Genomic DNA, 15,288 nt, shown 5'->3' with positions numbered 1-15,288 from the left:
TCATCGCTCTGAGCGGTGTGTTGCGATACCTTGTTCAATAAAAAGGCCCCATTTGGGGCCTTTTTTACGCCGGAATGCCTTGTTTATGGGGCTAAACGGGCGAGCCCTTCAATGGCGCGTTCAAGGTATCGGCGTGGGCAGCCGAGGTTGATGCGAATAAACCCCTTTCCCTGCTCGCCAAAGCTGATTCCCATCGAGGCGGCAATCTTTGACTGGCGGATTAACGCCTGTTGTAGGGCGTTATCATCCAGGCCCAGCGCGCGACAATCCAACCAGGCAAGGTAGGTACCCTCGGCTGGGGTCATTTTGCACCAGGGTGCGGCATAGGCTAACGCCTGTTCAAACCAACGCCGGTTGTCGGCCAGATAACCTTGTAAATCATCAAGCCAGGCTTCTCCCTGTTGATAAGCGGCCGTTGCGGCGGTCATCGATAGCGCATTGAAGACATCCAACCCGTGGGCATTAAGGCGTTCGATGAATGCATTTCTAGTGTGAGCATTGGGGATCAGGAAATTTGAGATCCTGAGTGACGACAAGCCAAAGCTCTTGCTGGCAGAGGTCGCCGAAATCAGATTGTCATGCCAAGCCTCATCCAGGTGCAGCACGGAAGTGAAGACCTCGCCCGGCAGCAATAAGTCGGCCCAAATTTCATCGGAAATGACCGTCACGCCATAGCGGCTGCACAGTGCCATCAGTTGCGTCAGTTCACTGTGGGTCCAGCATCGACCGGTAGGGTTGTGCGGATTACACAACAACAACACCGGGGGACGTCGTTGCTCGAAGCACGCCTCCAGGTGCTCGAAGTCGAACTGGTAGCCTTGTGCGCTTTCTTTCAACGGATTTTCTAGCACTTCTCGACCGTTCATGGCGATTATTTTGGCGAAAGATCCATAGTAGGGGCCCTGGATGACGACAGGATCTCCAGGCTGACTGAGCAGTTGGATCAAGATTGCCAAGCCTGGTACAACACCTTCGATAGAGGTGAACCACTCACGCTGCAAAGGCAAATTATGCCGACTCGAGAACCAATCCATCGCTGCTTGGTAATACTGAGAGTCACGTTCACTGTAGCCAAAGATGCCGTGTTCAACACGGTTATGCAGCGCTTGCCGGACTTCAACAGGACACTGGAAGTCAAAATCAGAGACCCACATCGGCAGAAGGTCTGTTTCATCGAGTTGCAGATAGCGGTCGATAAAGTCCCATTTCACCGACCCGGTATTATGACGGTTGATGATCTGATTAAAATCGGTCTGTTTCACGTCAGGCTTCCTTACGCTGTAAATCGTTCTGTGGCTGTATTTTGGCTATCCCGAATCCGGTAAACCCATAAATCAGGGCGAATACCACGGCGGCGTAGCATTGAATTGCCCAAGGGAGTAAATCCAGCGTGCTGACACCCAAGGTGGTTGCCATATAAATGCCAGCGGCTGTCCATGGGATTAAAGGTTCTATGACGGTGCCAGCATCTTCCACGGTTCGTGACAGGTTCTTATTGTCTAAACCCATGCGGTGATAGGCGCCCTTGAACAGCTCGGCAGGGATGAGCAGTGCCAACTTTCCATCGCTGGTGGCACCGGTAACCAGAATGGTGGTCGCGACTGTCGCGGCAATCAATTGACCGGTGGTATGAACCACTTTCAGCAAGCGATTGATGATCACGGTCAGCGCTCCGGTGAGTGTTAATGCGCCCGCAAATGAAAATGCGCAGAAGACCAGCAGGATGGTGCTCATCATTGAGAACATACCGCCTCGGTTGAGCAGACGTGGAACATCTAGGACGATGCCGGTAATGCTTTGTCCCTGTGCCGTGAACATCGAAAGGTTAAAACCATCCATCAACGCATTTAGGCCTTGCTGCAAGTTGAACCCCTGAAGGAACACACCAATGGCAATCGCCAGAGTACAGGCTGCCAGCATCACGGGGATCACGGGACGTTTGGTGACGGCCCCCCACAGCACTAAGGCCGGTGGCAGGATTAACAGCAAGTTGAAGTGGTACAGACCTTCCAGAGCCGTGACGATCTCCGTCACTTTTTCTGGCGTAGCCACGCTGCCGACGGCGCTAGTGTGCCCGGCAATCAGATACACCACTGCGGCTAAAACAAAGCTCGGCAATGTCGTATACAACAGATGCTGAATATGGCTGTAGAGGTCGGTATCTGCGACGATAGCCGCGAAATTGGTAGAATCAGACAGCGGAGAGATTTTGTCGCCAAAGTAGGCGCCGGAAACTACCGCACCGGCAGCGGCGGCCAATGGCACATCCAGGCCAGCAGCTACGCCCATCAAGGCAACACCCACAGTGCCTGCTGCCCCCCAGGATGTCCCGGTACACACGGAAATTACGCTGGTAATAAAGAACGCGGCAATCAGGATATATTGCGGACTGATCAGCTTTAAGCCCCAGTACACCATGTAAGGAATGGTGCCGCTGAACATCCAGGTGCCGATCAACCCGCCGACGCAGATCAGGATCATGATAACCGGCATTGCCTTGGCTAACTTGGCAACGATAGAGTCAATAATGTCGTTCCAGCCGTAACCTTGCCAGTAGGCCAGGGCGGCGGCAATACCGGCAGAGACCAACAGCAACGGCTCGATCCGCAGGCCAAACTGGCCATAGCCGATGATAAGCAGCAGGAGCATCGCCACAATGGGTAGCATCGCTAGCCCCAGGTTGAGTTTCTTCTTGTCATTCATTTACAACTCCGGTTAAGGATGAGGGTGTGACGCAAGCCTAATGAATTCGTTATGAATGAGGTGTGAGCGCGGGCAACTGTCTATGTAATCGGTTTCATGGCATAGGGTTATGTGAGTCACCTCTCACTTAATGACCTTGTTTTCTTGATTTAGCGTATTTTTTCTATGGAAGCGACGGAGTCTCGCAGGATCAGCTCAGCAGTAAACATATTGTTCTGGGGTGTCACAGCAGCACCGGAATTGAGCTGCAACGCCAAATTAGCCGCGCGTCGGGCCATTTTCTCAACCGGGTAATGCACCGTGGTTAGTGATGGATGGAGGTATTTAGCCAAAGCCACGTCATCAAACCCGACAATCGAGAGATCTTCAGGCAGGTTCATTTGATGCTGGTGGAAGGTGCGCATCATGCCAGCGGCCATCACGTCATTGAAGGTGAGTGCAGCGGTAAACGGATGCTTGCTGGCCCGTATTTTTTCTGCGGCTAATTCGCCCCCTTGCTCATTGAAGGGGACACTGATGATCCAAGAACCCGGTACCGAGATCCCGGCATCAGCCATGGCCGTTCGATATCCCTCCAGACGCTGTTTTCGGTCATCGATCGGCAAGTCTGTGGTGATGCAGGCGATGTTCCTGTGCCCATGCTCAATAAGCATTTGGGTGGCGGCTCGTGAAGCGCTGGCATTGTCTAGCCAAATGCAACGATTGGCGATGGCGGGCAAATAGCGATTAATCACCACCATTGCAGGGGTATGGGCGGCATAGCGCAAAACGTCGGCATCACTCATTCGGGTAACGTGAGCAACGATGGATTCGCAACCCTGATTGATCAGAAAGTCGAGGCCGTTTTTCTCCAGTTCGGCTTGATGCCCCCCACTGCAGACCATCAGTTTTACGCCGCCTTTGCGGGTGACATCCTCTACGCCCCGTGCGAGCCGTGAAAAAAAAGGGTCGTCGAGATTACCGGTCAATAACCCCAGCATATTCCCACTTCTTTTTGCCAGAGCCAGCGCGGCAGCATTGCGGTGGTAGTTAAACTCACGCATGGCCTTTTCAACGCGCTCGCGAGTTACCGGCTCAACATAGGCGGTGTTATTGATAACCCTGCTGACGGTGGCCGTTGATACGCCAGCGCGCCGGGCAACCTCTTTCATTGTGGCCATATCATCTCCTGCTTAAGGCTGTGGCAGCGCTTTCCGTTAAAGGGGGAAATTGGGCTGGGTCTGATGCTAACAGCACTGCTATTATTCATCCATATTCGGATATTGCGTCGACCCGTGTCGCGTAAACGTTGCCAGGGAGTTAAACGATGAAACCATGCCATTCAGGGGCATTTGCATCAGGCAAGAAGCTTTGTCAGGGGATTGCATTGGCGGGGGGCTTACTGCTGCTGACCGCCTGTGATGACGGCGGTAAAACGCCCACGGCAGTGCAGGCTGATGCTCAGGCGAGCAGCGTTACACAGGCCAAGAGACCGGATGCTGCTGCGCTGGCGACGTTAGCGAAACGCGACGCTGGCAAGCCATTGACGCTGCTCGATGCCTCTGAACTGCAGCTCGACGGCGCCAGTGCCATGGTGTTGACGTTTTCTTTGCCGCTCGATCCCAATCAAGATTTCGCCGCACGAGTCCATCTGGTCGACAGTGTCAGCGGTAAAATCGACGGTGCCTGGGAACTATCAGACAACCTGATGGAACTGCGGCTGCGTCATCTGCAACCTAACCGCAAACTGGTGCTGACCATTGAAAGTGGCCTTAAAGCGGTCAACGGTGCCGAACTGGGCAAACAGCAGGAACAGACGATTACCACCCGCGACATCAAACCAAGCGTCGGCTTTGCCGGTAAAGGCTCATTGCTGCCGACTAAGCTGGCAGCGGGCTTACCGGTCATGGCGTTGAACGTCGACAATGTTGACGTCAACTTCTTCCGGGTGAAGGCCGATGCCTTACCGGCGTTCCTGGCAAACTGGGAATATCGCAATTCGCTCTCCAGTTGGGAGTCGGAAGAACTGCTGAAAATGGCCGATCTGGTCTACAGCGGCCGTTTTGATCTTAACCCGCAGCGCAATACCCGCGAACGCCTGCTGTTGCCGCTGAGCGGCATCGAAGCCTTGCAGAAACCGGGGGTCTACCTGGCGGTGATGCAACAGGCCGGACACTATGGCTATACCAATCCGGCGACTCTGTTTACCCTCAGCGATATCGGTGTTTCACTCCACAGCTATCATGATCGTCTGGACGTGTTCACCCAGGCGCTGGATGGTGGCGCAGCATTGGGTGCCGTTGAACTGCGTCTATTGGATGAAAAAGGTCAAGCGCTGGCTCAGGGGACCACCGATAAGCAAGGGCATGCCCAGTTGACGAAAAGCAATAAGGCGCGCTTGTTGCTGGCCACTCAACAGGGCCAGACCAGCATGATTGATCTGTCGACACCGGCGTTGGATTTGGCTGAGTTCGATATTGCCGGCCCGGAAGGTTACAGCAAACAGTTCTTCGCTTTCGGACCGCGTGATTTATATCGCCCAGGCGAAACACTGATCGTTAATGGCCTGCTGCGTGACGCTGACGGCAAGCCGCTGCCAGCTCAGCCAGTGAAGGTGGATATCGTCAAACCGGACGATCAGGTGGCGAGGAGCTTTGTCTGGCAACCGCAGGATGGTCTGTACCAATACCAATATCAAATCCCCGAGGGTGGCCCGACGGGCAACTGGTCGTTGCGCTTTAATCTGGGTGATAACCAGCCGCGGCTTTACAGCTTCAAGGTAGAGGATTTCCTGCCGGAACGTATGGCGCTCGATATTACCGGGGAGAAAACCCCGCTGCGTCCTGACGCGCAACTGGTGTTCGATGTTACCGGCCGTTATCTCTACGGCGCACCGGCTTCGGGCAACCGTCTGCAAGGGCAGGTATTCCTGCGACCACAGCGTGAAGCCGTCAGTAGTCTACCGGGTTATGAATTCGGTTCGGTGACGGAAGAAAGCCTGTCACGCAATATGGATGAGTTTGATCAAGCGTTGGATAATGCCGGCAAAGCGCAAGTGGCGGTGGACAGTAGTTGGGCTGAGGTGAAATCGCCACTGAAGGCCATCTTGCAGGCCAGCCTGCTGGAGTCTGGTGGCCGTCCGGTGACGCGCCGCGCCGAACAGGCGATCTGGCCTGCTGATGCGCTGCCTGGCATACGGCCATTATTCAACAAACAACAGATTTATGATTATCGTAGTAACAGCTATCAGGCCCAGCCCGTGGTGGATGAAAATACCCAGGCTGGTTTTGATATCGTCTATGCCAATGCTGCTGGTGAAAAGCTGGCGGTCAACGGATTGAAAGCCCGTCTGGTGCGTGAACGTCGCGACTATTACTGGCAGTGGTCAGAAGGCGAAGGCTGGCAGTCATTGTACGACAAGAAAGATCTGCCTTTGGCAGAGCAAACCATCGATATTGCTGCCAATGGCAGTGCAAAGGTCAGTTTCCCGGTGGAGTGGGGCGCGTATCGCATTGAGGTGGTGGATCCGCAAAGCAATCTGATCAGCAGCCTGCGTTTCTGGGCGGGCTACAGCTGGCAGGACAACACCAACGGCAGCGGCGCAGTGCGTCCAGATCAAGTGAAGCTGAAGCTGGACAAACCGGCCTATAAGCCGGGTGAAAAAGTGAAGCTGCATATTGAAGCGCCAGCCGCCGGCAAGGGTTATCTGCTGGTGGAATCCAGTGACGGCCCGTTGTGGTGGCAGGAGTTGGACGTACCCGCTAAAGGGGTTGATGTTGAAGTGCCCATCAACCAGGACTGGAAACGTCATGATCTGTATCTCAGTGCATTGGTGATCCGTCCGGGCGATAAGCAACAGCAGTCGACGCCGAAACGTGCTGTCGGATTGTTGCATCTGCCTTTAGTGGATGAGGGACGTAAACTGGCGCTGACGTTGGACGCGCCGCAGCGTATGCGGCCAAACCAGATGCTGACGGTGAAAGTGAAGGCTGCTCACAGCAGCGGTAAACCGCCGCAACAAATCAACGTGCTGCTTTCCGCAGTGGACAGCGGCATCCTCAATATCACTGACTATGCAACGCCGGATCCCTATCAGGCCTTCTTTGGCCGCAAACGCTACAGTGCCGATCAGTACGATGTTTACGGCCAACTGATCGAAGGTAAAGGGCGCTTGGCTAACCTGCGTTACGGTGGCGACGGCGATGACGAAGATGCGCTGTCACGCGGTGGCAAAAAGCCGATCACTGCGGTAACCATTGTTGCCCAGCAGGCGCAACCGGTTAAGCTGGATGCCAACGGCGAAGGTGAAATCCAGATCGCCATTCCGGACTTCAACGGTGAGCTGCGGCTGATGGCGCAGGCGTGGAGTGATGAAGACTTCGGCAATGCAGAAGGCAAGACCGTCGTGGCCGCACCTGTGGTGGCTGAATTGGCGACACCGCGCTTCCTGGCTGGGGGTGACAGCACCCAGTTGGCGCTAGATGTCAGTAACCTGTCCGGGCAACCGCAGGCATTAATAGTAAAACTGACTTCCAACGGGCTGGTGGCATTGCAGGGGGCAACTGAACAGCAAGTCAACCTGACAAACGGCCAGCGCACCACGCTACACATCCCCGTGCAGGCGTTGGCAGGCTTTGGACAAGGCGAAGTATCGCTGACGGTTAGTGGTTTGGTACTGCCGGGGGAAACGTTAAAAGACTATCAGCATACCTGGAAGATTGGCGTGCGGCCGGCCTATCCAGCACAAACCCGTCAGTTCGCCAGCGTAATCCACGCCGGTGAACGTTGGGATCTGCCGGCAGATGCCGCCGCCGGGCTGGTGCAGGCGACGACCGAAGGGCAACTGCTGTTGACCAGCCGTCCGCCAATCAACCTGGCGCGTTACATCAGCGAACTGTATGCCTATCCCTATGGCTGCCTGGAGCAGACGACCAGCGGGCTTTATCCGTCGCTGTATACCAACCGGGCGCAGCTCAGCGCGCTGGGCATCAAATCCGGTAGCGATGAAAGTCGCCGTACCAGTATCGATGTCGGCATCGAGCATCTGCTTAGCATGCAGCGCTATAACGGAGGTTTTGGCTTGTGGAACCGCGATAGTCAGGAGGAGTTCTGGCTGACGGCCTATGCCACCGACTTCCTGTTCCGCGCCAGTGAGCAAAACTACAGCGTGCCGGCCGATGCCCTGACGGCTGCCAACAATCGTCTGCAACGCTATTTGCAGGATCGCAGCCAGATCGACGTTGCTTCCACCCAGTATCCGGACCACACCCGTTTTGCGGTGCAGGCTTATGCCGGATTGGTACTGGCGCGTCAACAACAGGCACCGCTTGGAGCATTGCGACAGTTGTTTGAGCGTCGCGCCGATGCTCGTTCGGGCTTGCCGCTGGTGCAGCTTGGTGTGGCGCTGAAGTTGATGGGGGATATGCCGCGAGCTAATCAGGCGATCGAACAGGGGCTGGCTACGCAGCGTAATGCCAAGGACTACTGGCTGGAAGATTACGGCAGTCCATTGCGTGATGACGCGATGATTCTGGCGTTGTTGACCGAAAATAATCTGCTGCCGGCCGAGCGCGACCAGCGCTTGCTGACGCTATCTGAACGACTTAACGGTGAACGCTATCTATCCACGCAGGAGAGCAATGCCTTGTTCCTGGCTGCGCGCAACCTGATTGGCAGTGCTGAAACGCCATGGCAAGCGCAAACGGCGCAGGGCAAGACCCTGTCCGGTAGCCAGGCGCTGACGCAAAACCTGTCTGCTGAACAGTTGGCTACCGGGTTACAGCTTACCAATACCGGCAGCGGTACGCTGTACAACCGGGTCGATCTGGTCGGTTATCCGCAACAAGCACCGCAGCCGCAAAGCAATGTGCTGAATATTCGTCGTGAATTCCTTGGGCTGGACGGTAAAGCGGTGGATCTGACCCAACTAAAAAGTGGCCAATTGATCTTGGTACACCTGGATGTCTGGGCTGATAACCAGGTGCCGGATGCGCTGGTGGTTGATCTCCTGCCCGCGGGTCTGGAACTGGAGAACCAGAATTTGGGCGACAGCAGCGCCAGCTTGGGTGAAAGCGCCAGCAGCGTGACTGAACTGTTGCAGGACATGCAGCAAGCCGACATCAAACATCAGGAGTTCCGTGACGATCGCTATGTGGCAGCGGTGAATATTGACGGCTACCGTCATACCACGCTGCTGTATCTGGCTCGGGCCGTGACGCCGGGTTCTTATCTGGTGCCGGCACCGCAGGTTGAGTCGATGTATGTTCCTGCCTGGCGTGCGCTGGGTGCGACGCCGCAACGGCTTGATATCGCGCAATAATCCCTTTTACTCCGCCCCGGTGATTTCTCCGGTGGCGGGGTAAGAGAGTGATACTTTATCGATGAAGCGATTTTTCACCCATTTACGTCGCCGTGGCGCAGTCTGGTTGCTGGCGATTTTCCTGCTGCCCGCTTTGCTGTGGCTGGCAGACCGGCTGTGGCCGTTACCCTTAAAAGATGCCGAGATGGCGCGCGTGGTGGTGGCGGAAGACGGCACACCATTATGGCGTTATGCGGACAGTGATGGTGTATGGCGTTATCCGGTCAGCCTGCAGCAGGTATCGCCCTATTATTTGCAGGCGCTGCTGACTTATGAGGATCGTTGGTTTTATCAGCATCCTGGTATTAACCCCTTGGCGCTGGTCCGTGCTGCCTGGCAAGATTTGCGTAACGGGCAGATTGTCTCCGGCGGCAGTACGTTGTCGATGCAGGTTGCACGCTTGATTGATCCTCATCCACGTACGCTTGGCGGTAAACTGCGGCAGGTGTGGCGTACCGCTCAGTTGGAATGGCATCTGTCGAAAGATCAAATCCTTGAAATCTACCTTAACCGGGCACCTTACGGCGGCACGCTGCAGGGCATTGGCGCGGCCAGTTGGACGTATTTGGGTAAACCACCCTCGGCGCTGACGCGTGGCGAGGCGGCGTTGCTGGCAGTGTTGCCGCAGGCTCCCAGCCGTTTGCGGCCGGACCGTTATCCGGAACGGGCGCAGGCTGCGCGTGACAAGGTGCTGGAACGCCTGGCGTATTATCAGGTTTGGCCAGCACCGCAGGTGGCGGAAATCCGTCAGGAAGCGTTGTGGTTGGCCCCGCGCCAGGTACCGCAGTTGGCCCCGTTACTGGCAAGGCGGATGACACAAGGCAATCGTAGCCAGGTGGTGACCACCACGCTGGACGCAACCTTGCAACGGCGGCTGGAAGAACTGGCCCGCGGCTGGAAGAGTCAATTACCAGAGAAAACCTCTGTGGGTGTGTTGGTGGTTGATCACGCTAATATGAAAGTACGTGCCTATCTGGGATCGTTAGATTTTAACGATAACAGCCGCTTTGGCCATGTCGACATGGTGGCCGCCTGGCGTTCACCGGGGTCAACGCTCAAACCGTTTTTGTATGGTTTGGCGCTGGATGACGGCCTGATCCACGCTGAATCGCTGTTGCAGGACGTACCTCGCCGTTTTGGTGATTATCGCCCCGGAAATTTTGATACCGGTTTTCATGGTCCGGTTAGCGCCAGTGATGCACTGTCGCACTCGCTTAATCTGCCCGCGGTGCAATTGCTGGAGGCCTATGGACCAAAACGCTTTGCTGCCAACCTACGCAATGTAGGCGTTGAACTGCGACTGCCTGCGCATGCCGATCCGAGTCTGGCTGTGATTTTGGGCGGAGCCGGTGCACGGTTGGATCAGTTGGTCGCCGGATTCAGTTCACTGGCTCGGCAAGGTAGAGTGGCACCGCTGCGCTTTACGCCTCAACAAGGGCTTTATGATCGCCAACTGTTGTCACCGGGTGCCGCCTGGATTGTGCGGCGAATCTTGGCGGGGGAGGCTCGTCCGTTGCCAGATGATGCATTGCCCGCCACTGTGCCGCTGGCATGGAAGACCGGTACCAGTTACGGCTATCGCGATGCCTGGGCCATCGGAGTCAATGCGCGCTATACGATCGGCATTTGGGTCGGGCGACCAGACGGCACGCCGGTCGCCGGGCAATTTGGCTTTGCCACGGCGGTACCACTGCTCAATCAGGTCAATAATCTGTTGCTGACCTCTTTACGGCAGCGTGGGGAAGGCATTCCGGTGGATCCACGTCCTGCCAGCGTCAGCCACGCGGTGATTTGCTGGCCGGGCGGGCAACCGCTTCCTGCGGGTGACGGTAATTGCCGTCAACGTCGCCTGAGTTGGATCCTTGACGGAACTATCCCGCCAACGTTACCCGCACCGGGGCAGGAAAGCGTTCTGGGTAGCCAGCCGCTGGTGTGGCTAAACCCGCGCGGGCTTCGCGTTGCGGCAGATTGTCCAGGGGCAACACCTCGGCGGTTGGCATTGTGGCCTACGCCATTGGAACCCTGGCTGCCATTGACTGAGCGCCGTGCCCAGCGTTTACCGGCTGTTGATCCACAATGCCCACCGTTGCAACAGCAGGAAGCACCACCGTTACTGATGTTGGGCGTGCGCGATGGCGCGTTGCTGCGTCGTTTGCCCGGCAAGCATGCACTGGATTTACGGGTCAGTGCGCAGGGCGGCAGTGGACAGCGTTGGTGGTTCCTGAACGGCCAATTAGCGGGAGAAGGGGAATCGTTATTGCAGACACTGACGCAACCGGGCCGCTATCAGCTCAGTGTGTTGGATGAAAGTGGTCAGGTCGCGCTGCGCGAATTTACCTTCGATTAGGCTGGATTTTCGCAACCTGCGCTCTGAACCGCAAAGTGAAGAATGAAGATAATAATTTTTTAATGAAATGTTGATTTTCCCGTAGGCAAGCGTTAACAGCGCACATATAATCTGCGCCACTTGAGAAGGCCGGCACCCTGTTTGCAGACCGGTCTATTTTGGAAGTTATATAGAGGCCATCATGACTGTAGAACGTACCTTTTCCATCATTAAACCAAACGCTGTAGCTAACAACGACATCGGCGCAATCTATGCGCGTTTTGAGCGCGCTGGTTTCAAAATCATCGCATCCAAGATGCTGCGTCTGACTCGCGAGCAAGCAGAAGGCTTCTACGCTGAGCACAAAGGTCGCCCATTCTTCGATGGTCTGGTTGAGTTCATGACCTCTGGCCCGATCGTGGTTCAGGTTCTGGAAGCGGAAAACGCAGTACAGCGCAACCGTGACATCATGGGTGCTACCAACCCAGACAACGCGCTGGCCGGCACCCTGCGTGCTGACTACGCGGACAGCTTCACTGCTAACGCCGTACACGGTTCTGACGCAGTAGAATCTGCACAGCGTGAAATCGCGTATTTCTTTAACGAAAGCGAAATCTGCTCACGTTAATCTGCCCGTCGCCAGGGGGCGAATATATTCGCCCCGATTGGCACGGGTGCAGCACCCGACCAGAACACGGTATTCATCGGCTGAAACAATAAAAATGCCCTGAATATCTTTCAGACGTGGAAAGCTGCTACTAAAATTTGTACAATGCCGCGCCCCTGATAAGTCGACTTATCAGGGGCGCGCTTTTAGCGCCGTCGCCCGATTTTTGCGGGTTGAACGACGCACTTACTTTCAACTCTTTCGCGCCATAAAGTGTAACAACGAGGCCAGAGATCAATTATGTTAGAACCCATCACGTCCGAGCACATCGTGTCTGAAAATAATTCGCTGACTACTCAATCCGTTAACGCGGAAACACCGGCTGTGGCCAAAATTAACCTGCTGGATTTGAACCGTCAGCAATTGCGTGAATTCTTCGCCAAAATGGGCGAGAAACCCTTCCGTGCCGATCAGGTAATGAAGTGGATGTACCACTATTGCTGCGATGATTTTGAGCAAATGACCGACATTAACAAGGTCCTGCGCAATAAATTGCAACGCGTTGCCGAGATCCGCGCACCTGAAGTGGCGGAAGAACAACGCTCAGCCGATGGCACCATTAAATGGGCGATCAAGGTTGGCGACCAGCAGGTCGAAACCGTGTATATCCCGGACGGCGACCGCGCGACCCTGTGTGTCTCCTCCCAGGTGGGTTGTGCACTGGAATGCAAATTCTGTTCGACCGCGCAGCAAGGCTTTAACCGCAACCTGCGCGTGTCTGAAATCATTGGCCAGGTGTGGCGTGCAGCGAAAATTATCGGCGCACTGAAAGTCACCGGCGAACGTCCGATCACCAACGTGGTGATGATGGGCATGGGTGAGCCGTTGCTCAACCTGAACAACGTGGTACCGGCGATGGAAATCATGCTGGACGACTTTGGTTTTGGTCTGTCCAAACGCCGCGTTACCCTGTCTACATCAGGTGTCGTGCCTGCCCTGGACAAGCTGGGCGATATGATTGACGTTGCGCTGGCCATCTCGCTGCATGCACCGAATGACAAGATCCGCGATGATATCGTGCCGATCAACCGCAAATACAATATCGAAACCTTCTTGGCTGCGGTACGCCGTTACCTGGAAAAATCCAATGCGAATCAGGGCCGAGTCACGGTCGAATATGTCATGTTGGATCATATCAACGACAGCACTGACGACGCGCACCAATTGGCCGAAGTCCTCAAAGACACGCCGTGCAAGATCAACCTGATCCCATGGAACCCGTTCCCTGGCGCACCTTACGGCCGCAGCTCCAACAGCCGCGTGGATCGTTTTTCCAAAGTGTTGATGGAATACGGCTTTACGACTATTGTTCGTAAAACCCGTGGTGATGATATCGATGCCGCCTGCGGGCAATTGGCGGGTGAAGTGATCGACCGTACCAAGCGTACCCTGAAAAAGAAAATGGCCGGGGAACCTATCACCGTGCGTGCGGTCTGAACCCTATAGCATGATTTTTTTGTTATCTTACAGTCTGTTATGTGAATGGACGCCAAGATAGCATCAGACAAGGAAATGAATGCAGGCATGAAGCTGACTCTGTGGGGTACGTTGCTGGCGGCCGGGTTACTGGCGGGCTGTTCCGGTTCAGCACCGGAAGAAAAAAACGCGCAGCCTGAAGTGGGCCAAACGCGTTTGCAACTGGGTCTGGAATATCTGAAGCAGGGCGATTTAAACGCCGCACGACAGAATCTGGAGAAAGCGGCGGATGCTGCCCCACAGGATTACCGGACCCAATTGGGAATGGCACTCTACGAGCAGCAGATTGGCGAGAATGTCGCGGCTGAACAACGTTATCAGCAGGCGCTCAAACTTGCGCCGGGCAATGGCACCGTGCTGAATAATTACGGTGCGTTTCTTTGCAGTTTAGGGCAGTATGTACCGGCACAACAGCAGTTTAGCGCTGCGGCAGTAGCACCGGATTACGGTCAGGTTGCCGACAGCCTGGAAAACGCAGGTTACTGTTTTCTCAAGGCCGGACAGAACGATGAAGCACGTACCTTGTTAACGCGTGCGCTGAAGGTCGATCCGGACAAAGGCACTCCACTGTTGGTGGAGGCAGAAAAGCAATTTGGAGAAGGGAAGCGCGCACAGTCGCAACTTTTATTGGATAGTTATCAACATGTTTTGCCGGCTAGCGCCGACAGCTTATGGTTACAGATTCGTTTCGCCGCGTTAGCCGGGCGCCAAGATAGCGTGCAACGCTATGGCAAGCAGTTATCGCGAAGTTTTCCACAATCCAAACAGTACCAGCAGTTCTTAGCTAATGAATACTGAAGCCTCCCAAGATAAAACCGTATCAATGACGACAGGCGAACGTCTGCGTCAAGCCCGTGAACAACTCGGGTTGAGTCAACAGGCCGTTGCAGAACGCCTGTGCCTCAAAATGTCTACTGTGCGTGACATTGAAGAAGACAATCTTTCCGCAGATCTGGCTTCAACGTTTGTGCGCGGTTATATCCGTTCTTACGCCAAGCTGGTGCGTTTGCCAGAGGATGAGCTGCTGCCGATGTTGGCTAAGCAGGCTCCGCTGAAGGTGGCAAAGGTTGCGCCAATGCAGAGCTTCTCATTGGGCAAGCGTCGCAAGAAACGCGACGGTTGGTTGATGAGCTTCACGTGGTTGATCGTTTTCGTGGTGGTTGGCCTGACCGGCGCCTGGTGGTGGCAAAACCACAAGGCCCAGCAGGAAGAGATCGTCACGATGGCCGATCAATCCTCTGCCCAGCTTTCACAAAACAGTGAGGGCCAATCAGTGCCGTTGACCGACAGCAATGCCGACAACAGTGCACCTTTGGCTGACAGTGGTTCTACGCCGGTTGATACCGGCGTTGTTCCACAGCCGTCACAGACTCCGGCCGCTACCGGCAGTGCAACTGCGCAGCAACCTGCTGTCGTTTCACCAAGCCAGACGACGCTGCCTGAGACAACGCCTGCGGCACCAGCCGCACCGTTGCCGACTGCAGACGCGGGTGTGGCTGCACCGGCTGTTGATCCTAACGCGCTGGTGATGAGCTTCTCCGCCGACTGTTGGTTGCAGGTGACCGACGCCAGCGGTAAAACGCTGTACAGCGGCAGCCAGAAAAGTGGCGGCAAGCTGAGCCTGGCGGGCACCGCGCCGTACAAATTGACTATTGGCGCACCGGCCGCAGTACAGATTCAATATCAAGGTAAGCCGGTTGATTTAAGCCGGTTTGTTAAGTCAAACCGTGTTGCTCGTCTGACCGTTGCCGCGCAGTAATTGCGCGGCCATTGTCGTTA

The 15,288-nt window shown here is 55.4% G+C and carries 9 protein-coding genes; 6 read left to right on the top strand and 3 right to left on the bottom strand.

Translation table 11 applies throughout. The features are described 5' to 3' along the window. Positions 1–83: 83 nt before the first annotated feature. From SGR01S_RS19370 to SGR01S_RS19360, 3 genes are all read right to left on the bottom strand, one after another. On the bottom strand, positions 84–1,262 hold the full coding sequence (locus SGR01S_RS19370) for a MalY/PatB family protein (RefSeq protein WP_061808321.1): 1,179 nt from the start codon (positions 1,260–1,262) through the stop codon (positions 84–86). 1 nt (position 1,263) lies between these two features. Continuing rightward, positions 1,264–2,703 (bottom strand): Na+/H+ antiporter NhaC, encoded by a 1,440-nt coding sequence (gene nhaC / locus SGR01S_RS19365; protein ID WP_061808320.1) that lies wholly within the window; start codon positions 2,701–2,703, stop codon positions 1,264–1,266. Positions 2,704–2,852: 149 nt separating this feature from the next. Continuing rightward, positions 2,853–3,863, bottom strand: a complete 1,011-nt coding sequence (locus SGR01S_RS19360; RefSeq protein ID WP_037417534.1) for a LacI family DNA-binding transcriptional regulator — start codon at positions 3,861–3,863, stop codon at positions 2,853–2,855. A gap of 146 nt (positions 3,864–4,009) precedes the next feature. Here SGR01S_RS19360 and SGR01S_RS19355 point away from each other — a divergent pair, with 146 nt between their 5' ends. The 6 genes from SGR01S_RS19355 (at position 4,010) to rodZ (ending at position 15,268) form a co-directional block, all read left to right on the top strand. After that, positions 4,010–9,001: an alpha-2-macroglobulin family protein gene (locus tag SGR01S_RS19355; protein ID WP_061808319.1), complete on the top strand. Its 4,992-nt coding sequence runs from the start codon at positions 4,010–4,012 to the stop codon at positions 8,999–9,001. Between the two features lie 61 nt (positions 9,002–9,062). Next, positions 9,063–11,387, top strand: a complete 2,325-nt coding sequence (pbpC, locus tag SGR01S_RS19350) for a peptidoglycan glycosyltransferase PbpC (RefSeq protein WP_061808318.1) — start codon at positions 9,063–9,065, stop codon at positions 11,385–11,387. A gap of 181 nt (positions 11,388–11,568) precedes the next feature. Then, positions 11,569–11,994: a nucleoside-diphosphate kinase gene (ndk, locus tag SGR01S_RS19345; RefSeq protein ID WP_012146321.1), complete on the top strand. Its 426-nt coding sequence runs from the start codon at positions 11,569–11,571 to the stop codon at positions 11,992–11,994. A 279-nt stretch (positions 11,995–12,273) separates the two neighbouring features. Then, positions 12,274–13,470, top strand: coding sequence for a dual-specificity RNA methyltransferase RlmN (rlmN, locus tag SGR01S_RS19340; protein ID WP_061808317.1), 1,197 nt, complete (start codon positions 12,274–12,276; stop codon positions 13,468–13,470). 87 nt (positions 13,471–13,557) lie between these two features. Next, positions 13,558–14,307: a type IV pilus biogenesis/stability protein PilW gene (gene pilW / locus SGR01S_RS19335; protein WP_037417543.1), complete on the top strand. Its 750-nt coding sequence runs from the start codon at positions 13,558–13,560 to the stop codon at positions 14,305–14,307. Further along, positions 14,297–15,268: a cytoskeleton protein RodZ gene (gene rodZ, locus SGR01S_RS19330; protein WP_061808316.1), complete on the top strand. Its 972-nt coding sequence runs from the start codon at positions 14,297–14,299 to the stop codon at positions 15,266–15,268. The genes pilW and rodZ overlap by 11 nt, the downstream gene beginning before the upstream one ends. Positions 15,269–15,288: the final 20 nt, after the last annotated feature.

This window comes from Serratia grimesii NBRC 13537, from assembly GCF_001590905.1.
Lineage (GTDB): Bacteria > Pseudomonadota > Gammaproteobacteria > Enterobacterales > Enterobacteriaceae > Serratia > Serratia grimesii.
Note: the sequence above shows the minus strand (reverse complement) of the source record. Positions and strands in the feature narration are given on the sequence as shown.